At 66.2% G+C, this 19,755-nt stretch carries 23 protein-coding genes; 5 read left to right on the forward strand and 18 right to left on the reverse strand.

What is annotated here, in order from left to right:
• Window position 1 precedes the first annotated feature (1 nt).
• The 4 genes from ACEQZY_RS09610 to ACEQZY_RS09625 form a co-directional block, all read right to left on the reverse strand.
• Window positions 2-997: a glycosyltransferase family 2 protein gene (locus tag ACEQZY_RS09610; protein WP_370153866.1), complete on the reverse strand. Its 996-nt coding sequence runs from the start codon at window positions 995-997 to the stop codon at window positions 2-4.
• A gap of 1,531 nt (window positions 998-2,528) precedes the next feature.
• Window positions 2,529-4,037 (reverse strand): ATP-binding protein, encoded by a 1,509-nt coding sequence (locus tag ACEQZY_RS09615; RefSeq protein WP_370153868.1) that lies wholly within the window; start codon window positions 4,035-4,037, stop codon window positions 2,529-2,531.
• The gene (locus ACEQZY_RS09620) at window positions 4,030-4,770 is read right to left on the reverse strand and encodes a response regulator transcription factor (RefSeq protein WP_341704234.1); all 741 of its coding nucleotides are present in this window, start codon (window positions 4,768-4,770) and stop codon (window positions 4,030-4,032) included. Before ACEQZY_RS09620 ends, ACEQZY_RS09615 begins: the two co-directional genes overlap by 8 nt.
• Window positions 4,754-5,227 carry a hypothetical protein gene (locus tag ACEQZY_RS09625; RefSeq protein WP_370153870.1) on the reverse strand — a complete coding sequence of 158 codons (474 nt, stop codon included), beginning with the start codon at window positions 5,225-5,227 and terminating at the stop codon, window positions 4,754-4,756. Before ACEQZY_RS09625 ends, ACEQZY_RS09620 begins: the two co-directional genes overlap by 17 nt.
• 362 nt (window positions 5,228-5,589) lie before the next feature.
• Here ACEQZY_RS09625 and ACEQZY_RS09630 point away from each other — a divergent pair, with 362 nt between their 5' ends.
• Together ACEQZY_RS09630 and ACEQZY_RS09635 are read left to right on the forward strand one after the other, a co-directional pair.
• Window positions 5,590-5,817, forward strand: a complete 228-nt coding sequence (locus ACEQZY_RS09630; RefSeq protein WP_370153872.1) for a YMGG-like glycine zipper-containing protein — start codon at window positions 5,590-5,592, stop codon at window positions 5,815-5,817.
• Window positions 5,818-6,079: 262 nt separating this feature from the next.
• Window positions 6,080-6,229 carry a hypothetical protein gene (locus ACEQZY_RS09635; protein ID WP_370153874.1) on the forward strand — a complete coding sequence of 50 codons (150 nt, stop codon included), beginning with the start codon at window positions 6,080-6,082 and terminating at the stop codon, window positions 6,227-6,229.
• A 74-nt stretch (window positions 6,230-6,303) separates the two neighbouring features.
• Here ACEQZY_RS09635 and phnE read toward each other — a convergent pair whose 3' ends face one another.
• The 3 genes from phnE to phnC all read right to left on the reverse strand — a co-directional run bounded on the left by phnE (window position 6,304) and on the right by phnC (window position 9,083).
• The gene (gene phnE / locus ACEQZY_RS09640; protein WP_341704046.1) at window positions 6,304-7,116 is read right to left on the reverse strand and encodes a phosphonate ABC transporter, permease protein PhnE; all 813 of its coding nucleotides are present in this window, start codon (window positions 7,114-7,116) and stop codon (window positions 6,304-6,306) included.
• A 61-nt stretch (window positions 7,117-7,177) separates the two neighbouring features.
• Window positions 7,178-8,149 carry a phosphonate ABC transporter substrate-binding protein gene (gene phnD / locus ACEQZY_RS09645; RefSeq protein WP_341704045.1) on the reverse strand — a complete coding sequence of 324 codons (972 nt, stop codon included), beginning with the start codon at window positions 8,147-8,149 and terminating at the stop codon, window positions 7,178-7,180.
• Window positions 8,150-8,192: 43 nt separating this feature from the next.
• A complete protein-coding gene (phnC, locus tag ACEQZY_RS09650) occupies window positions 8,193-9,083 on the reverse strand; it encodes a phosphonate ABC transporter ATP-binding protein (RefSeq protein WP_341704044.1) in 891 nt (296 codons plus the stop codon).
• A gap of 150 nt (window positions 9,084-9,233) precedes the next feature.
• On the opposite strand from phnC, the gene ACEQZY_RS09655 reads away from it, so the two are divergent.
• Window positions 9,234-9,929, forward strand: a complete 696-nt coding sequence (locus ACEQZY_RS09655) for a DUF1045 domain-containing protein (protein WP_341704043.1) — start codon at window positions 9,234-9,236, stop codon at window positions 9,927-9,929.
• Here ACEQZY_RS09655 and ACEQZY_RS09660 read toward each other — a convergent pair.
• The 10 genes from ACEQZY_RS09660 to phnG form a co-directional block, all read right to left on the reverse strand.
• Window positions 9,926-10,564 (reverse strand): LysE family transporter, encoded by a 639-nt coding sequence (locus tag ACEQZY_RS09660; RefSeq protein WP_341704042.1) that lies wholly within the window; start codon window positions 10,562-10,564, stop codon window positions 9,926-9,928. The two genes, ACEQZY_RS09655 and ACEQZY_RS09660, sit on opposite strands and share 4 nt — an antisense overlap.
• A 67-nt stretch (window positions 10,565-10,631) precedes the next feature.
• Window positions 10,632-11,195 (reverse strand): phosphonate metabolism protein/1,5-bisphosphokinase (PRPP-forming) PhnN, encoded by a 564-nt coding sequence (gene phnN, locus ACEQZY_RS09665; protein ID WP_341704041.1) that lies wholly within the window; start codon window positions 11,193-11,195, stop codon window positions 10,632-10,634.
• Window positions 11,196-11,199: 4 nt separating this feature from the next.
• Window positions 11,200-11,751, reverse strand: a complete 552-nt coding sequence (locus ACEQZY_RS09670) for a phosphonate degradation HD-domain oxygenase (RefSeq protein ID WP_341704040.1) — start codon at window positions 11,749-11,751, stop codon at window positions 11,200-11,202.
• Between the two features lie 26 nt (window positions 11,752-11,777).
• Complete coding sequence (locus ACEQZY_RS09675; protein WP_370153878.1) at window positions 11,778-12,938, reverse strand: alpha-D-ribose 1-methylphosphonate 5-triphosphate diphosphatase; 1,161 nt, start codon at window positions 12,936-12,938, stop codon at window positions 11,778-11,780.
• Window positions 12,935-13,630, reverse strand: coding sequence for a phosphonate C-P lyase system protein PhnL (phnL, locus tag ACEQZY_RS09680; protein WP_341704038.1), 696 nt, complete (start codon window positions 13,628-13,630; stop codon window positions 12,935-12,937). The genes ACEQZY_RS09675 and phnL overlap by 4 nt, the downstream gene beginning before the upstream one ends.
• Window positions 13,631-13,640: 10 nt before the next feature.
• Window positions 13,641-14,408, reverse strand: a complete 768-nt coding sequence (gene phnK, locus ACEQZY_RS09685; RefSeq protein WP_370154432.1) for a phosphonate C-P lyase system protein PhnK — start codon at window positions 14,406-14,408, stop codon at window positions 13,641-13,643.
• A 5-nt stretch (window positions 14,409-14,413) separates the two neighbouring features.
• Complete coding sequence (locus ACEQZY_RS09690; protein WP_370154434.1) at window positions 14,414-15,325, reverse strand: alpha-D-ribose 1-methylphosphonate 5-phosphate C-P-lyase PhnJ; 912 nt, start codon at window positions 15,323-15,325, stop codon at window positions 14,414-14,416.
• 5 nt (window positions 15,326-15,330) lie between these two features.
• Window positions 15,331-16,452, reverse strand: a complete 1,122-nt coding sequence (locus tag ACEQZY_RS09695) for a carbon-phosphorus lyase complex subunit PhnI (protein WP_370153881.1) — start codon at window positions 16,450-16,452, stop codon at window positions 15,331-15,333.
• Between the two features lies 1 nt (window position 16,453).
• On the reverse strand, window positions 16,454-17,062 hold the full coding sequence (gene phnH / locus ACEQZY_RS09700; protein ID WP_370153883.1) for a phosphonate C-P lyase system protein PhnH: 609 nt from the start codon (window positions 17,060-17,062) through the stop codon (window positions 16,454-16,456).
• Between the two features lie 8 nt (window positions 17,063-17,070).
• Window positions 17,071-17,544 carry a phosphonate C-P lyase system protein PhnG gene (gene phnG, locus ACEQZY_RS09705; RefSeq protein ID WP_370153885.1) on the reverse strand — a complete coding sequence of 158 codons (474 nt, stop codon included), beginning with the start codon at window positions 17,542-17,544 and terminating at the stop codon, window positions 17,071-17,073.
• Between the two features lie 177 nt (window positions 17,545-17,721).
• On the opposite strand from phnG, the gene phnF reads away from it, so the two are divergent.
• Complete coding sequence (gene phnF / locus ACEQZY_RS09710; protein WP_370153887.1) at window positions 17,722-18,444, forward strand: phosphonate metabolism transcriptional regulator PhnF; 723 nt, start codon at window positions 17,722-17,724, stop codon at window positions 18,442-18,444.
• A gap of 3 nt (window positions 18,445-18,447) precedes the next feature.
• Here phnF and ACEQZY_RS09715 read toward each other — a convergent pair whose 3' ends face one another.
• A complete protein-coding gene (locus ACEQZY_RS09715) occupies window positions 18,448-19,008 on the reverse strand; it encodes a histidine phosphatase family protein (protein WP_370154435.1) in 561 nt (186 codons plus the stop codon).
• 60 nt (window positions 19,009-19,068) lie between these two features.
• Here ACEQZY_RS09715 and ACEQZY_RS09720 point away from each other — a divergent pair, with 60 nt between their 5' ends.
• Window positions 19,069-19,632, forward strand: a complete 564-nt coding sequence (locus ACEQZY_RS09720) for a hypothetical protein (protein WP_341704030.1) — start codon at window positions 19,069-19,071, stop codon at window positions 19,630-19,632.
• Window positions 19,633-19,755: the final 123 nt, after the last annotated feature.

The raw sequence follows: 19,755 nt of genomic DNA on the forward strand, positions 1-19,755 counted from the left end.
GTCAGGTCTGGTCGAAATTGACCAGCTGACGGACAGAATAGGCGTGCTTGCTCTGCGCCTCGTAATAGGTCCGCACCATCAGTTCCGCCAGCAGGCCCATCAGGATCGACAGGATGCCGACCACGAACAGCATGGTCACAAGAATCGGCAGCGGCGTCTGGATGAAGGATTTGCCTTCGAACAGCTTCAGCCACAACATCCACACAAAGCCGCCCAGGCTGCCGGCGAAGCAGGTAAAACCGAAACCGCCGAACAGGTAGATCGGCTTGGTCATATAGCGCTGCAGGAACATCACCACCATCAGGTCGAGCAGGACCTTGACGATGCGGCTGAGGCCGTATTTCGACTGTCCGCTGGTGCGTGGATGATGTCGCACCGGAAGTTCGGTGACGCGACCGCCGAACCAGGTCGTGTAGATCGGGATGAAGCGGTGCATCTCGCCATAGAGCCTGACATCCTTGATGACATCGCGGCGGTAGGCTTTCAGCGTGCAGCCGTAATCATGCAGCCGCACACCCGATATCCGCGAGATCAGTCCGTTGGCGATAAGGCTCGGCAGCGTACGCACAAGGGCATTATCCTTGCGCTCGCGCCGCCAGCCCGACACCACGTCGAATCCCCTGTCCAGTTCTGCCAGCAGCAACGGAATATCGGATGGGTCATTCTGGCCATCGCCATCCATGGCGATCAGGACTTCGCCACGGGCATGGTCGATCCCGGCCATGATGGCGGCCGTCTGGCCGTAATTGCGGCGCAGCGCAATCACACGCACGCTGCGGTCCTGCGCCGCGATCTCACGGGCATGGGCCAGGGTTCCGTCGCGGCTGCCGTCATCGACAAAAATGACCTCGCTGCTGCGCCCCAAATCGCGAAGGACCGCGGCAAGCCGCTCATAGAGCGGGCGGATGCTTCCTTCCTCGTTATAGAAGGGCACGATGACGGAAATTCCGATGGCTGCGTCGGCATCGCCTGCCACCCCGGCCGCATTGTTCATCATTCTGCCTCCGCCATTCCGCCCCGGCGCCGTTTGCGATACCATTGCCAGAGATCGCGCAGATTGAACAGGCCGACGACCGTCCCGCCGGCGATTGCCGGCATCAGGTAGCGCGGCTCCAGATGCACCATGGCGTAGCCGGCATGCATCGCGACGAACAACCCGAGAAACCCCAGCGACACAACCACCTGCGGTGTCCAGCCCTGACGCAGCAGCCGCCATGGCGTTCCAAACAGAAAAGCCGCAAAGATCGCAATGGCGAAAGCACGGCAGACCGTATCCAGCAGGAAAACCGGCAGCATCGTCCAGTTCCTCTCCTGCATGGCGCGGCGGGTGCCCAGCTCAAGCGCTTCACCCGTTGCCCAGAGGTGCAGAAGCCGCACTGAGGCAAAAGGCTGGAAGGGCGAGAGCACGACACTCATGCGCACATGGTAGAGGGGGATCCAGAGCATGCTGAGCGGTTCACGCAGCCAGGCCCGGAAATAACTCGCATAGGCCGCGCTGGCGATCCTGTCGGCCGTCATACCGTATTCCTTGTACAGCCGGCCATTGATCAGCCATATCTCATCGAAGGAATAGGTTGAAAAGGTTTCAGCCGCGACCCGGTCGAATACATGGCTGCGATCGAATACCGCCGGATTCCTCTGGGCAGAAACCGCCAGTCCCTGCAGGATGGTGGACTGCCCGACGCTGGTGACGAGCGGGACGCCCAGGCGGTCGGCATTCCAGAGCCGGTATCCCTGCCAGGTCAGAAGGACCGGCACCAGAACCGCCAGGGCGATGGTGATGCGCGGCAGTCCGGAAAGGCGCAGCAGCCGCCAGGGTCTTTCCGGCCAGCGGTCGGCAAAGGCCGCAGCCAGAGCCAGCGGCAGCAAGCCTGTGCCGGCCAGCAGCAATGAGGCTTCCCGGATCAGAAAGGTGATTGCCAGAAGCAGGCCCGCCACCACAGCTCCCTGCCACCGCAGAGGCCGGCGCTGCAGGATACAGACGGCCAGATGGCATGCCGCCAGGATCAGCACGGAGGCGGCCAGGCTGTCGGTCAGTATCATCTGGTCGAACACCAGGGGCATCGACAGCCCATAGGCCAGCCCGGCCAGAACCGCCATGACCCGCGTACCGCACAGCAGCAGGGCGACGTGGTAAAGGGCCGCGACAGAGGCCAGGGTGAGCAGAATCTGCAGCGCAACCACAAGCCAGGCCCACAGCTTCCCGACAACCAGCAGGCCGGCAGCAAGAACAGCGGGATAGCCGATCATGCGGAAAACCGTGTGCGGCGCCAGATCGGCCGCCAGGCTTTGGCTATTCAGCTGTCCGGCGAGAATGATGTTGGCATAGGCGATATAGCCGCCGCTGTCCGGCGCCTCAACCGGTCCATAGATGGCCAGCAGAACCGCCCGCACCGCCAGAAGCAGGACGAATATGGCGGCCAGCAGCTGCCGGTCGGTCTTGTGGAATCTGAACATGCCCCCGCCGCGACGCCGTTTGCGCCGGTATCTTTCCCATTTCCTTGCCCCGGGCTCGTCAGGCGCCGTCTTCAGCCCTGCCGCGGCAATGCCAAAGTCACAATAAAGCCGCCCGGTCGATTGGCGCAAGATATGGTGCCGCCGACGGCTTCCATGTTGCGCCGCGCGACCCACAGGCCAAGACCAAAATTCTGGCCACGCTCGGCCGCCTGCGGCCGGCTGCCATGATCGCGGAAGGAAGCATGCCGCTCGAAAATCTGCGGCAGCCATTCTGCCGGAACGCCCGGCCCCTCGTCCGCCACGGTAATGACGGGCCGGTCGAATTCGCGGCCCAGCCGCACCCGCACGCGACCCTGCGGCGGTGAGAAGCTGAGGGCATTCTCGATCACCTGGCCAAGCGCATCGGCAATCAGGCGACCGCCGAGCGGCGCCGATGCGGTGCTGGCAATCTCGGCCTCGAGTACCAGGTTGCGGGCGGCCGCATCGCCGGCATAGGCCTCGACAACGTCTTCGACCAGGGCATCAAGATCAACCGCCTCACGCGGCGGATCGAGCCGATCGGCCACGGCATCGTCCAGATGCCGTGCTGCCCGCACCAGATCGTCAAGACGATCCAGCGCCGCATCGATGGCCTGCAGTGCCTGCCGGCTGCGCTCATCGCCCTGCGGAAGACGGCTGCGCAAGGGGACCAGCGCCTGGCGGATGGTGCCAAGCGGCGTCTTGAAGGCATGGGCACTTTCTTCCGCCGCGTATCGCAGCTCTCCGGCCGTCGCCCGCAGACTGTCTTCCATGCGATCAAAAGCCGCCGCCACCGTCTCCAGTTCCGGCAGGCGGTTGCGTTGCACGAATCGGCCCTCGATGCGACGCTCGGCGACCGCGCGGGCGGTCGCGGCAAAACGCAGCAGGCTGCGCCAGAGATCGAAGGCAATCAGCAGGACGATGGCCGCGAAGCCGAAATAGACCGCTGCCGCCAGCTGCACTTCCGGCGCCTGCCAGTAGGGCAGGCCGAGCCGCTGCTCGGCTCGGTCCGTCAGATCATTGGAGATCACCAGGGCCCAGCATCCGCGCTTGCTGCGCACCGGCGTGATCGAGGTGATCAGGCGGGTCAGTCCGTTGGCGCGATCCATGCGCAGGGCCAGCGGCACGTCGCCGGCACAGGAGGCCGCCAGCCGGTCCAGCACCCCGGTTTCGGCCAGCTGCTGCCGCTCCCAGTCCAGATCGTCGGGCGCCACGGCCGGCGCCGAAGCGACATAGAGAAAGCCGCTGTCCGGCGCCGCATCGCGCGGCCGGAACAGCAGGCGCAGGGCTATACCCTCGGTACGGAACCGGTCCAGTTCATCGCCCAGCCGGAACATCGGGATCGTGTCGACATCCTGCAGCCGCTCTTCCAGCGCCCGGCTGACCGTCAGTCCCTTCACCCGAATGCTTTCCAGCAGCAGGCGCTGGCGGTCGAAATCGGCCTGGCGGAAGGTCAGATACAGAATGAACGGCAAAGCCACGAACAGCACCAGCACCAGCGCGGCGCGCAGGGTCAGGGACCGCCACAGCCGGTTCAGCCCGCTGCCGGGGCGCTCAGCCATGGCGCCAGCGGTAACCGAAACCGGGATAGGTTTCGATGGCATCGAAACCGGGATCGAGATCGCGGAATTTCTGCCGGATGCGTTTGACCATGGCACGGACATTGGCCCGGTAGCCGTCAGGTCCGTGGCCGGCCTCGAAGCCGGCCCCGCGGATCGCATCGTATATCTCGCGATAGCCGACATCGCGGCCGATGCGCTGCGCCAGCAGGTGCACCACCTTGAATTCGCCATGGGTCAGATCGACCTGATGGCCATTCCAGGCCGCACGGGCGCTGGCCACGTCCAGCACCAGCCCGCCGCTCGCCGGCAGAACCGCCGCATCCGCCGTCGGCACCTTGGCGGTCAGGGCGATTCGCAGGCGCTGCAGGATGATGGCGAAGCTCTTGCTCTTGTCGACGAAATCGACGGCGCCCAGCCGCAATCCCTTTTCCTCGAAGATCGGCTGGTTCAGACCGGTGAGGAACAACACCGGCAGGTCGTAGCCGGCTTGGCGCAGTTTTTCCAGAACGGCCGGTCCATCCTGTTCAGGCATCTGCCAGTCCAGCAGCAGGGCTGCCGGCTGGTTGCTCTGCGCCAGCCAGTCCAGCAGGGCCGCACCGCCGGCAAAGGCAACGGCACGGTAGCCCGCCTCGGCCAGATTGGCAGAGACGGTTTCGCGGAACAGCGGATCGTCATCCACCACCGCAACCACCGGGGTGACTGCCTGGCGGGCGGTTTCAGGGGCGGGGGGCATTGCGGGCAATCCTTGCTAAGCAGCGATCCGCCTGCGCACTGCGTTCGACCGAATCGTTCACTTCGTATTGCAGGGCATAGAAGTCGCTGCGGGCGGTATCGAAGTAGAGATAGGCGGCCAGCCGGCAATCCTCATGGCCGAATTCCATCACGCGCGCGGGGGGCGCTTCGCGCTCCGCCCGCGGTGTGCCGAACTGACGGATCAGCGCCTGACGGTTCAGGCCAACCACCAGCGGACGGCCGGCCCCGTCGGTGACCAGTCCGGGCGACGCCAGGCCGGGCGGCAACGGCTTGCTGCGGGGCACCGGCACGGCGGTACGCGGCGGCGGCCCTGCCGGCACGGCGGCGGGCGGCGGCGCTGACGGTGTCGGCGGGGATGCCGCCGGCGGCTGCAGCAGCGCGCAGCCAGCCAGCAGGGTGACGGCACTCATTGCCGGCACCAGATTGCGGAGCCCCATGGACCGGAGGCGGGGCAGGACGGAGAAAACCGGAATCGGCATGGTTGCGACGATACGCAAGCAGCCGCCAAGAGAAAAGGCATGTCTCATACCGGATAGGGTCAGGCACAAAGATAAACATGCCGGAATGCGATATTAATTCCATAGTAATTCCTGTGATATTCCTGTGATCATCCGGATATATACTTGTGACTTCCGCAATAATTCGCGTCATTCTGCAAATATCCATTGCGCGCCGATCCGACATTCCCAAATGCTGGGGCAGCAGATCGCGTCCTCCGGCCCTCCCGGACTGTAGCGCCGGAGGAAGCGGCCTCTGCCGAATGTCGCGAACCTGAAGAATTGCCCGAAAGGAGACCTTGATGCTCAAGTCGCAGATCGCCGCCCTCGCCGTCACCGGCCTCGTTGCGGCCGGTTGCAGCGGCATGAACGAGCAGCAGCAGCGCACCCTTTCTGGTGCCGCCATTGGCACCGGCGCCGGCGCTGCCATCGGCCTGATCACCGGCCACACGCTGACCGGCGCCATCATCGGCGCAGCCGCCGGCACTGCCGGCGGCCTGCTGTACCACGAGGAGCAGAAGAAGAAATAAGTTGTATTTCTGCGGAGCGGCGCGCCACGCCTGCCTCATCCCGTGGCGGATCCCCCATCCGTCACCGCGCCGCGGCCCGGTCGCCGCCCCACCCCCGGCCTGGCCCCCGCCATCGTCACCCCGGTTCCTCTGCTAGCCGGGGCGACGATGGCGGATCCGCAGAGACCGGCGGCGCCTTGCGCAGGATTTGTTTACCTTTTCCGTATTTCCTCCTGGCAGGCCCGCAATGGTCCTGCCCTCCCCATAATCAGCCGAGGCAGTCATGCTGACCAACACGCTGCTGATCTACGTCACCCAGGAAGCCCTGTCGAAGGCCCGCGCCCGCCTGCTGGCCCGCCGCCGCACCCGCAACGAGCGCGCGGCCCGCCCAACCATGCGCCGCCGTCGCCGCGACGCAGCCACCCGCCACTGACATCCTGCCGGCACGACAAAAGGCCCGCCACCTGCGTGGCGGGCCCAGTCCGGAAAACGAGGAAACCGCGCCGGTCAGATCAGCAGCTTGCGGATCCGTGCCGAGATCACGTCCACTGCACTGACCAGCAGGATGATCATGATCATCACCGCGCAGGTCTGGGCAAACTGGAAGCCGCGGATCACTTCCCACAGCACCACGCCGATGCCGCCGGCCCCGACCATGCCGACCACCGAAGCCGAGCGCAGGTTGGATTCGAAACGGTAGAGCGAGTAGGACACCCATAACGGCATCACCTGCGGGATGACGCCGTAGACAACCTCCTCGACGGCATTGGCGCCGGTGGCACGGATACCCTCCACAGGCTGCGGGTCGATGGCCTCGACGGCTTCCGAAAACAGCTTGGCAAGGATACCGGTGGTATGCACGAACAGGGCCATGGCGCCGGCGAAAGGCCCCAGCCCCACCGCCACCACGAACAGCATGGCGAAAACCATCTCGTTGATGGCACGGCAGGCATCCATCAGGCGGCGCACCGGCTGGTGGATCCAGGGCGGCGTGATATTGGCCGAAGCCAGCAGGCCGAAGGGCACCGCGAAAACCACCGCCAGCAGGGTGCCCCAGATGGCGATATGCAGGGTGACGATCAGTTCTTCCAGGTAATAGCGCCAGTCGGTGAAATCGGGCGGAAAGAAATCGCTCAGGAAGGTTGCCATGTTGCCGGCATCGGCCCACAGCTTCATCGGCGCAATCTCGGCCCCCTGATAGGACCAGACCACGGTGGCCGCGATCAGGCCATAGACCAGCATACGGCCCAGCGAAGCCTTCAGCCCGGGTTTCGGCGGGCGGATCGGATGATCGTGAACGACAGCTGCATTAACGGACATGGCGCGGTTCCCGGCAGGAAAACCGGCGGGGCGGCCGTGACCGCCCCGCCGTGCGTTCAGATTACGAACCCATCTGCTTGTTGAGATCGGCCAGCTTGGCCTCGATCTCGGCCAGCTTCTTGGCTTTCTCGTCAGCGGCCATATTGGCATCGGCCTCCAGCTTCAGCTTGTCGCGGAACAGGCCGAGCTGGCGGATCGGCAGCAGCTGCTTGTTCGAGGATTCCTTGAACGGCGCCCACTGCAGGGCGGTCAGCACCTTTTTCTCGGCCTCGTCCTTGGTGCCGTAGGTCAGGAAGAAGGACTTGACCTTCTTCTTGTCGGCATCCGAGAGATCCTTCCGCCAGACGATCGGATCCGACGGAATCAGGGGCGACTTCCATATCTCCTTGATCTGTGCATGCTTTTCCGGCGCCGTCTTCTTCAGGCGGTCCATGTTCTCGGTATTGTTGGTGGCGACATCCACCTGCTTGTTGGCCACCGCCAGGGCATTGGTCTCGTGATTGGCGGTTACCACACGGGTGAAATGCTTGCGGATGTCGATATTGTTCTGGCCCCAGGCGAAGTAGCTCGGCACCAGGAAGCCCGAGGTCGAGTTCGGATCGCCGTTGCCCAGCGTGTACTTGCCCGGCGCAGCAAGCAGATCCTTCAGCGAGTTGACCGGGCTGTCCTTGTGCACCAGCAGCAGCGACCAGTAACCGGGCGAGCCATCGGACGCCACGGTCTGCACGAAGACCTCGCCGTCAGCGCGGTCGACGGCCTGGATGGCAGAGGCATTGCCGAACCAGGCAATCTGCACCTTGTTGAAGCGCATGCCTTCGATGATGCCGGCGTAGTCAGGCGCGAAGAAGGCATTCACCTTCATGCCGGTCTGCTTTTCCATATCGGCGAGGAAGGGGGTCCAGAGCGGCTTCAGGTTGGCCGTCGACTCGGTCGAGATGATGCCGAAATTGATTTCCTTCAGATCGGCAGCCTGGGCCGAGCCGGCCAGTGCGGCCGCGGCAACGGCAGCAGTCAGGAAAGTGCGACGAAGCATGGTTTTTCTCCCGGTTGGTAAACGTAAACGGATGGAAAGACGGTCAGGCCAGCAGGGCCTGCATGCGCGGCAGTGCGCGCGAAGAAGCGGCCGAAGCAGGCGTGCCGCCGGCCGGCTGGTTGTCGTCCGCCGGCACAGGCATGTCGCCTTCCAGCGAGCCGAAATCGAGATCGGTGTTGTTGCCGTAGATGCCGCGCAGCAGGGCCGAACTGACCGAGGCGGCCGCGCCGTCATACATCACCTTGCCATCGCGCAGCGCGACCACACGGCCACAGTATTTGAGGGCGAAATCCACCTGGTGCAGCGAAACGACGACGGTGACATTGTCGGTACGGTTGATCTCCGCCAGGGTCTCCATCACCTTGCGCGAGGATTCCGGATCCAGCGAGGCAATCGGCTCGTCGGCCAGGATCACCTCGGCCTGCTGGACCAGGGCGCGGGCGATGGCGGCGCGCTGCTGCTGGCCGCCCGACAGGGTCGAGGCACGCTGAAAGCTGCAATGGACAATGCCGACGCGGTCGAGGGCCGCCACCGCGATCCGGCGCTGCTCGTCGGTGAACAGGCGGAACAGGCTGCGCCAGAGCGGCATGCGGCCGAGATTTCCGGCCAGCACATTGGTGATCACCTGCATGCGGCCGACCAGGTTGAACTGCTGGAAGATGAATCCGATATTGGCGCGGGTGGCGCGGATACCGCGGGCGATGCGGCCTTGCTGCTGTACCATGCGGCCGCCGACAGCGATCTGGGCAAGCTGTTCACGATCACCGGCCATCAGGCCGGCCACATGGCGCAGCAGGGTTGACTTGCCCGAACCAGAAGCACCGATCAGGGCCACCATCTCGCCCGGCTGAATCGTCAGCGAAACATTGTCGAGCGCGCGCTTGCCCGTCCGGAAGGTTTTCGATAGATGGGCAATCTCGATGGCGGCGCGCATGCGACTCCCCCTGTGGACCGTCTGCGGTGTGCGGGCAGCCATAGCAACCGGGCATGACAGTTCTGTTGCGGTTCGGCGACGCCGGGGTGAAATCGCCCGCTGGCACGGCCTCCGGCAGGACCCTTCCCGGACTCGTCTAGGGAGTATTGCGTGGCTGACCGATTCGCCCTGTATCTTGCTCCGCCTGCAGATGATCCGCTGCACGGCTTCGCCGCCGCCTGGCTGGGCCGCGACCCTGAAACCGGGGAAAGCGTGACCGCGGCAGCGGCGGGCGGCCTGTCGGCATCCCGGATCGCCGCCCTGACCGCCGAGCCCCGCCGCTATGGCCTTCACGCCACCCTGAAACCGCCTTTCCGCCTCGCGGATGGGTGCAACGAGGCGCAGCTGATCCTTGCGCTGGAGCAGTTTGCAGGCCGCCGCCGGCCCTTCCGGCTGCCGCCGCTGCAACTGGCGGCTCTGGGTGGCTTCCTCGCGCTGCGCCCTTCAGCCCCGTCAGCGGAAGCCGATGACCTGGCCGCCGCCTGCGTGCGGGAATTCGATCCGTTCCGTGCATCCGCCGACGAGGGGGAACTGGTCCGCCGCCGCGCCGCGGGTCTCACCCCCCGGCAGGAGGAATATCTGCTGCGATGGGGCTATCCTTACGTGCTGGAGGAGTTCCGGCTGCATTTCACCCTGACCGGCCGGGTGACCGACGAGGCCGAACGGAGCGCCCTCCTGCAGCATCTGGAGCGGGAGACGAAACCCTTCACCCGCAAGCCCGTTGCGGTGGATGAAATCTGCCTGTTCGTGCAGCCGGCGCCGGACGCGAATTTCCGGATCGCCGGACGCTACCGCCTCGGCGGCTAGCCGCGCAGGCTGCTGCCGATCAGCCGCAGGCCCAGCAGGGCCATCACGCCGCCGGCGCAGCGGTCGATCCAGTGCTTGCCGCGCAGATAGGCAGCGCGCGGCCGGGTGGCCGAGAAGGCAACCGCGACCAGCGCATACCAGCCGCATTCGACCGCGAAAACCAGCGGCGGCAGCACCAGAATCAGGGCGGCCGTCGGCTGCGCCGGCAGCAGGGCGGCGAAGATGCCGGCATAGACGACCGCCGTCTTCGGGTTGCTGAGCTGGGTGACCAGCCCAGTGACAAAGGCGCGCAGCAGGCCGCGCGGCCGCGACGCTTCCGTCATGTCGTCCGGCACCGCCAGCGGTGCGCGGGCACCGCGCCAGATGCGCCAGGCCAGCAGCAGGAGATAGGCGCCGCCGGCCAGCCGCAGCAGCAGGTAGAGCCAGTCGACGCTGGCCAGCAGGGCGATCAGACCGGCCAGGGCCAGTGCGGCGAAGACGACCCCGCCGAACCCCATGCCGGCAGCAGCGGCCAGTCCGCGGCTGCGGCCGCCGGCGACCGCGATGCGGGCGACCAGCAGAAAACTCGGCCCCGGGCTGGCGGCGCCGATGGCGATGGCAGTGACGATGCCGAACAGCGGCAGCAGGATGTCCATGGCGGTCTCCGGATTCGGGGTCGCCGAAGTATGCCAGAGCGCAACGGCCCCGGCATGCGCAATCGGGTCAGGTGGGCGCCGTCTCCAGCAAGGCAATGAAAGCGGCAACCGATCCGGTCAGCGCACCGTCGTTGCGCAGCACAGCCACATCTGAACCCGACAGCGTGAAGGCGGCGGCGCGCGCCAGCCGCTCCTCGATCTCGGCCGGCGTCTCGCGACCGCGGGCCGTCAGCCGCTGCCGCAGTATCTCGGGCGAGGCCGTGACCAGCACCACCAGCAGGCCGGGATATTTCCGTCGCGCCGCGTCGATCACGGCGCGCGAGACGTTGATCACCACCTGCCGGCCGGCGGCGAGATCGGCGTCGATGGCGGCCGGGATGCCGTAATGCAGGCCATGGGCCGGCCATGAAAGGGCAAAGTCGCCACGTGCCTGCATCGTTGCAAAGTCCGCCTCGCTGACCGGGATATAGGCTTCGCCACCCAGCCCCGGCGCGCGGGTCACATACCGGTGCGGGAAGACCACATCGTCGCGGCCGGCCAGCGCCGCATGGGCGCCGTCGATCACGCTGTCCTTGCCAACCCCGCTGGGGCCGACCACCAGCACGAGGCGGCCGTGCTTTGCTGCCGCCATCGGTTCAGGCTGCCGTTTTCAGGGCGGCCACCATGACCGGCCGGTAATGGTCGAGGTCGGGGGTCTTCAGCTTCGGCGTCTTGGCCGCATCGTCCCAGCGCCGCAGCATCACTGCGTCGGCCGCATGGGGCTGCGCCATGAAGGCCGCGGCTTCTTCGGGACTGTAGATGCCGCCCTGCAGCTCCAGGCTGGTCTGCGAGGCCTGCGACAGGCCGGCCCAGTAGGCTGGCTCGGCACGGCAGAGATAGCGCTTGGCATCCACATGCAGCCGCACCGGCGCCACCACCGCCTCGGGGAAATACCGCTCCAGCCAGTCAGCCGCCACCGATTCGTGGCCGGCATCGACACCCTGCTCGGCCAGCCCCTCGTCGCCGTCGCCGACCAGATGGCCGATATCATGCAGCAGGCAGGCGGTGATCAGTGCCGGCGACGACCCGGTGCGCTCGGCATGCATGGCGCATTGCAGCGCATGTTCAAGCTGGCTGACCGCCTCCATGCCGTAGCGCTCGGCACCGGCCTTTTCCAGCAATGTGACGATATGGTCCAGGATATCCATGACGCGCCCTCCCTGCTCCGCCCCGCCTACATCACCCGCTGGCCGGCGCGCCAAACGCTGCGCACCACCGGCGTGCTGTCGACCAGGCTGACGCGGATCATGTCCGCCCGCCGGCCCGGCTCGAGTGCGCCGCGATCGGTCAGCCCGACCGCCTCGGCCGGATTGGCCGAAACCATCGCCACCGCCTGCGGCAGGCTGACACCCGGCACCTGTCCGGGCAGCAGGAAGGCCGACTGCAGCATGCTGGAGGGCACGTAGTCGGAGGAGATGATATCGAGCTGGCCCTTCTCGGCCAGCGACTTGGCCGAGATGTTGCCGGAATGCGAACCGCCACGCACCACATTGGGCCCGCCCATCATCACCTTCATGCCATGCCGGCGCGACAGATCGGCTGCCTCGTGGGTGGTGGGGAATTCGGCCACCACCATGCCGTCGGCGGCCGCTTCCGCCACATGTTCGGGCGTGGCGTCGTCGTGGCTGGCCAGCGGCAGACCCTTGGTACGGCACAGCGCAACGATGGCACGACGGTTTTGCACGCCATGCGCCTGGGCAGCGGCGATCTGCTCGGCCATGAACTTGTCCATCGCCTCATCGGAGAGGCCGAACTTGCCCTGGTAATACTGGCGGTATTTCTCCGGCTTGACGAACTGGCGCTGGCCCGGCGTGTGGTCCATCACCGAAATAAGCCGCAGCCAGCTCAGTTCCGTCATCGGTTCAACCAGTTCCATCAGGTTGCCGAACGATACCTCGCAACGCAGATGCAGCAGGTGCTCGGCGCGCAGCATGCCGGCTTTCTGGGCGCTCTCGATCGCTGCCACCATGTCACGCAGGATCTGCATGCGCACCGCACCTTCGCGCACGTCGCCCACCGCAATGGCATCCATCACCGTGGTGATACCGGCTGCCGCCACCTGGGCGTCATGGCCGATCACGGCAAGATTGCCGGGCCAGCGCACGCCGGGCCGCGGCGAGAAATGCTTTTCCAGATTGTCGGTATGCAGCTCCACGAGCCCCGGCAGCAGGTAGTCGCCGCCGAAATCCACCGCGCCGGCAACGGCCGCCCGGCCGTCATCGACCGCCGCGATCACACCGTCGCGGGCCAGCAGACTGCCAGCCTCGACAATGCCGTCGCGGGTCACGATGCGGGCATTGATGACGGCCAGCTCGGAACCGGGTTCGTAAATCATGCCGCTGCTCCATGGGCTTGCAGGGGGAGAAGACGTGTGGTGATGGCGGCGCGGGTTTCGGCATCATGCACGATGGCAACAATGGCGGTCCCGCGCGCGCGGGCATCATTGATCAGATCAATGACAATCTTGCGGTTGCGCTCGTCCAGAGAGGCGGTCGGCTCATCCAGCAGCAGCACCGGGAAATCGGCCGCGAAGCCACGGGCGATATTGATGCGCTGCTGTTCGCCGCCCGAGAAAGTGGCCGGCGGCAGGGCCCACATCTTCTCGGCAATCTGCAGGCGCGACAGCAATTCGCGGGCACGCTCCTCCGCCTCGGCGGCAGGCCGGCCGCGGGCCAGCAGGGGCTCGGCCACGATATCCAGCGTGGAGACGCGCGGGATCACCCGCAGGAACTGCGTCACGTAACCCAGCGTCCGGCGGCGGATGTCGAGCACCAGCCGGGCCGGCGCGCCGATGATGTCGGCCAGCACACCGTCATGACGGATCAGGATGCGACCTGCCTGTGGCCGGTAATTGCCGTAGATCGAGCGCAGCAGTGTGGATTTGCCGGCACCGGACGGGCCATGCAGGGTGACGCATTCGCCGGCGGTGACGCTGAGGCTGGTGTCACGCAGCACCGGCAGGGCGACGCCGCCACGCAGATGCAGGATGAAGGTCTTGTCGAGGTTTTCGACGCGGATCATTTCCATGGCTGGATCCTCACACGCTCAGCACCGAGGAGACCAGCAGCTGGGTATAAGCGTGCTGCGGATCGTCGAGCAGTTGGTCGGTCAGCCCCGCCTCTACCACCTCGCCGCGACGCATCACCATCAGCCGGTGCGCCAGCAGGCGGGCAACGCCCAGATCATGGGTCACCACGATGGCAGCGACATTATACTCCTGCACCAGCCGGCGCAGCAGGTCGAGCAGGCGCGCCTGCACCGAAACATCCAGCCCGCCGGTGGGTTCGTCCATCAGCACGATACGGGGCCGGGTCACCAGGTTGCGGGCGATCTGCAGGCGCTGCTGCATGCCACCCGAGAAGGTGCGCGGCAGGTCGTCGATGCGGTCGGCCGGGATTTCCACCGCCGACATCCAGTCCAGCGCAGTATCGCGCAGGCTGCCGTAATGCTTCTGGCCCAGGGCCATCAGCCGCTCGCCGATATTGGCGCCGGCCGAGAAATCCATGCGCAGCCCGTCGCGGGCATGCTGCTGCACAAAACCCCATTCGGTGCGCATCAGATGGCGCCGCTGCGCCTCCGAGGCCGTTGCCAGATCGACGATCCCGCCGGCAGCCGTGCGGTAATCGATCCGGCCGGCATCCGCCGCGATCCGCCCGGCGATGCAGTTCAGCAGGGTCGACTTGCCCGAGCCCGATTCACCGACGATGCCAAGCACCTCGCCCGGCCACAATTCAAAACTGACCTCGCGGCAGGCGGCCTGGCGGCCGAAATGCTTGCTCAGGCCGTCCACATTCAGCAGCGGCATCCCGATCATTCCGCGGCCTCCCTGTCCTTGTAGGGCGCCGCCATCGGGCCGCGATGGCCGGCCGCCTGGCGCTCACCACAGTAATCCGTGTCCGAGCAGACGAACATCCGCCCGCCCCTGTCGTCGAGGATGACCTCGTCGAGGAAGCTGTTCTCGGCCGCACACAATGCGCAGGCTTCCGACCAGCGCTCGATCTCGAAGGGATGGTCGTCGAAATCGAGAGGCTTCACCTCCGTATAGGGCGGCACGGCGTAGATGCGCTTCTCGCGGCCGGCACCGAACAGCTGCAGGGCGGCATTCATGTGCAGCTTCGGGGTATCGAATTTCGGAATCGGCGAACAACGCATGAGATACCGGCCATTCACCATCACCGGATAGTCGTAGGCCGTTGAGATATGCCCGTGGCGGGAAATATCCTCGTACAGCTTCACATGCATGACGCCATACTCGCTGAGGCCGTGCATCTTGCGCGTTTCGGTTTCACGCGGCTCCAGCCAGCGCAGGGGTTCCGGGATCGGCACCTGATAGACCAGAATCTGGTCTTCCTGAAGCGGCGTTTCCGGCACCCGGTGGCGGGTCTGGATCAGGGTCGCCTCGCGGGTCTTCTCGGTCGTCGCCACGCCGGTCATGCGCACAAAGAAGCGGCGGATGGAGACGGCATTGGTGGTATCGTCGGCACCCTGGTCGATCACCTTCAGCGTATCGGCACGGCCGATCACCGCGGCCGTCACCTGCATGCCGCCGGTACCCCAGCCATAGGGCAGCGGCATCTCGCGGCTGCCGAAAGGCACCTGGTAGCCCGGGATCGCCACCGCCTTGAGGATGGCGCGGCGGATCATCCGCTTGGTCTGCTCGTCGAGGAAGGCAAAGTTATAGCCATCCAGCACGCCGGCACTCGCCTCGTATTGCTGCTGCATCGCGGTCATTGCGCTGCCTCCTCGAGGGTCTCGTCCTGCTGCGCAGTGACCGCCGTCTCCCCGGCCGCAATCTCGGCCCGCATCAGCCGCACCAGGGTCAGCTCCGACTGGAAATCCACGTGATGCGGCAGCTTGAGATGCTGCACGAAACCGGAGGCTTCGACATTGTCGGCATGGTAGAGCACGAATTCCTGGTCCTGGGCCGGCGCGGTGACATCCTCGCCCAGTTCCTCGGCGCGCAGGGCGCGGTCGACCAGCGACATGGCCATGGCCTTGCGTTCGGCATAGCCGAAGGCAAGGCCGTAGCCGCGGGTGAATTTCGGCGGCTCGCTCTTCGAGCCACGGAACTGGTTCACCATCTGGCATTCGGTGACGGTGATATCGCCGATATCGACGGCAAAGCCGAGTTCCGGAATATCGATCTCGACGCTTACCTCACCTGAGCGAATCTCGCCCACGAAGGGGTGCGACTTGGCATAGCCGCGCTGGGTCGAGTACCCCATCGCCAGCAGCCAGCCCTCATCGGCGCGGGCGAGATTCTGCAGCCGCACATCGCGACCGGCCGGAAACATCAGCGGCTCGCGGGTCAGGTCGCCGACCGGCGCATCCTCCGCATCGGGCTCCTCACGTTCGATCAGGCCCTCGGCGTTCAGCAGGTCGACCACCTGCGGCATGGCATCCGCAAGCCGGCCGCCTTCCGGTGCCGCCGCCGGGTCACCGCCGGCCAGCAGCGCGAAATCCAGCAGGCGATGGGTGTAGTCGAAAGTCGGCCCCAGCAGCTGGCCGCCCGGCATGTCCTTGAAACAGGAGGAGATGCGGCGCGAGATCCGCATCTTCGCCGTATCGATGGGCCGCGACACGGCCAGCCGCGGCAGGGTCGTGCGATAGGCGCGCAGCAGGAAGATCGCTTCGACCTGGTCACCGCGCGCCTGTTTCAGCGCCAGCGCCGCGAGTTCAGGGTCGTAGACCGAACCCTCGGTCATCACCCGGTCGACCGCACCCGACAGCTGCTCGCGGATCTGCGCCACCGACAGCTCGGGCAGAGCGGTATCGCCGCGGCGGTCTTCGGCCAGCAGGGCATGGGCGTTGCCGATGGCGGTCTCGCCGCCTTTCACTGCCACATACATGTCAGGCCTCCGCAGTAAAGCTGATGGCGGTGCTGCGCGGCAGACCGATCAGGGCGCTGCCGGCGCAGAGATAAAGGTCGATGCCGCGCGGAAAGGCGGCCGAAAGCGCGGCGCGGCTGTGCCAGAAGTCTTCCGGCAGGCCGCAGAGCGGCATGGTCGCTGCGTCGCGGATGCCCGGGCCGCGCCAGGTCATCGCTGCTGCGCCGTCCAGCGCACCTGTCTGTACCAGCAGGGTGGCGCCGCCTTCGGGTGCCGCATCGCTGCCGTGGTGAAACATCCCGAGAGCCGGCAGGCCGGCAGCGGCATCGAGCAGCGCGAAATCCGCCTTTTCCGGTGCGGATACCAGCGGTGCGCCGGTATGAAAGCGCAGCCAGCCGCGCATGGCTTCGGTATCCAGGCCGGGCCCCAGCCAGACCGGCGTGTCGAGATCGCAGAGCGTGAGTGCCGCAGCGGCCAGGGCCGGCACCACGCCGTCAGGATGGCCGACCGCGCTGTCGATCAGGGTCATGCGGCCGGGCCGGGCCATGGCATCCAGCAGGGCACGGAAAGCCGTCTGGCTCTGCTGCACCGGATCGGCAAAGCCGGCGGCGGGGGCGGAAGTTGCTGTCATCTGCATGCTCAGTCCTCGCCACGCACCATGGTGAAGAAATCGACCTTGGTGGCTGCCACCCGGGCCGCACGGGCGGCCCGCCCGGCCGCCAGCCCGGCCTCCGACGGGCAGATCAGATCGCGTTCGATCTGCGGCAGCCGCGCCGGGTCGAGGGCCATGGCATCGAACAGCGCCACCAGCTCGGCCTTGCGGGTATCGCGGCCCGGCACATAGCCGACCCCCATATTGCCGCTGTCATCCAGCGCCACCACGCAGCGCGTCACTGTCATTTCGCCCAGATTGAAACGCTGGCCGACGCCACCCGCACGGGCGCGGATCATGGCAAGGCCGGTTTCCGGTACCTTGAGCCGGCGAAAGGCCGGCTTGTCGGCCAGCCCCTCCCAGACGGCTTCGAGCCGGCTGCGGTCGGTGCGGGCCAGAATGGCCAGCCGACGCTGGCGGGGGGCGATGTCCTGATCCGGCTTCGGGGTCGCGGCGTTCATCGGAAATCTCCGTTCCGGGGCGTCCCGCCCTGGCATACAGACCTCTTGCGCAGAGGTCTAAATTGGTCTAGACATCTATATATCTACTCCCGCTTCGCCGGATCATCAAGCCATAAACGGGCGAAGCTTTTATGACAGGGCGGCCAACCGGCGCGGCCCGCAGGACGGAGATACGGGATGATCGAGCGCGGCAGCGGCATGGCAGTGTGGCGACAGATTGCCGGCGCCATGGAGACGGCGATCCGGCGCGGCGATTACCGGCCGGGCGTGCAGCTGCCGACCGAGAAGCAGCTTGCCAACAGCTTCGGGGTCAACCGCCACACCGTGCGCCAGGCGATGAACCGGCTGGCCGAGCAGGGCTTGGTCAGCATCGAGCAGGGCCGCGGCATGTTCGTGGCCGAGGGCTCTCTCGACTATGCGCTGGGGCCACGCACACGGTTCACCGAAAACCTGCTCACCCGCCAGAAGAAGCCGACCCGCGAACTGCTCTCGGCCGACAATGTGCCGGCACCGCCGGAAATCGCACGCGCCCTCGGCATTCCGACCGGCGCCCCGCTCTGGCAGCTTGAAACCCGCAACAGGGCGGACGACCGGCCCGTCGGCGTCAGCAGCCATTTCTTTTTCGTCGACCGCTTTCCCACCATGCCCGACCTGTTCCGCAGGGCCGGATCGATCACCGAGGCACTGAAACTGGCCGGCATTCCCGACTATCACCGGCGCACCACACGGGTGGCGGCGCGCCTGATCTCGGCCGGCGATGCCCGTCTGCTGGATTTGCCGCGTACCCGGCCGGTGCTGGTCAGCGAAACCGTCAATGTCGACGAACGCGGCAAGCCGGTGGAATACGTGCGCGCACGCTTCGCCGCCGACCATGTAACCCTGACCATCGAGCACTGGTAGGGATCACGTTCCCAGCCTGCCCAGCACGGCCAGGCTGCCGCGCTCCACCACGACGATCCCACCGCTGGCCGCATAGATGCCGGTCAGTGCTGCAATATTGGTCTGGTGACTGACCAGAACCACCGGCAGGCCCGGCGGAAGCCCGGCAATCACCTGCCGCAATTCGGCCGTGCGGGCGGCCTCCTCCGGACGGGCGCCGAACAGGGAATTGAGTGCCGGTTCCGTCACCACCGGCCCCAGTTCCATTAACACCGCCGTATCATGGCACCGGCACCAGGCGCTGCTGCGCATCGTCGCCGCCGCGATCCCGTTGACCCGGAACAGAATCCCCAGTTGACGCGCCTCGGCACGCCCCGTTTCAGAAAGGTTGCGCTGGGTTGCACAATCGCCAATGCGGAAGCCGGCAGGATCTCCGGTTCCAGGGGCCGTGGCATGCCGGATCAGCGCTACCGCCCGGCCCTCGCGCAGGGCCTGCCACAGCATCTCCTCCGTCGGCCTGTCCTGCGCCGCCACCGGCACCAGCCCCAGCATCCACAACACAACGCCCAGCCGGAAATACCGCATCACGCCCTCGCCACCGCCTGCCACGGACCTAGATTTAGACCGATCCCGAGAGACGGAAAGATGGCCCTGCCGTTAGCCGAAACCCTGAAGATGATTCTGGACGGTCCGCAACGCCGGCCGCCCCGCGGCAGCGGCCCTGGCGGTCGTGGCCGGCTGGGCGAACTGTTCCGCGCCCTGCAATCCGAAACCCCGACATCCCCGGCCCATGCCATTGAGGACGACATCTGGGCGATCTGGATAGGCCACGACGATCCGGCGCTGGAAGCCCGCATGCAACGGGCGATTGCCGCCATTGCCCGCCGCCATCTCGACGAAGCCGGGATGCTGCTGGATGCACTGGTTGCCGAAGCACCAGACTGGGCGGAGGCGCGGAACAAGCGCGCCACCGTCCATTATCTCAGCCATCGCGACGCCGAGAGCATCGCCGATATCCACCGGACCCTTGAACTGGAGCCCCGGCATTTCGGCGCCATCTGCGGATTCGGCCAGATCTGCCTGCGCCATGGCGAGATGGCTGCGGCTGCCGAGGCCTTTGCCGCAGCTCTGGCGATCAATCCGCATCTCGAAAGCGTGCGTGCGGTGCTGGTGCAGCTGGCTCCGGGCCGGCCGGCACGCCTGAACTGAAGCCTCTGAAAAATTGTACACAATTCCGGTTGACGACCCTGCCCTGCGCCATTACGGCTTGAGCCATGCTGCAATGCGGGGCCGCCATGGCGTCTGCCCGCCTGGTTCCGGAGTCTTCGCCCC

This window comes from Ferrovibrio sp. (assembly GCF_964218355.1).
GTDB lineage: Bacteria > Pseudomonadota > Alphaproteobacteria > Ferrovibrionales > Ferrovibrionaceae > Ferrovibrio.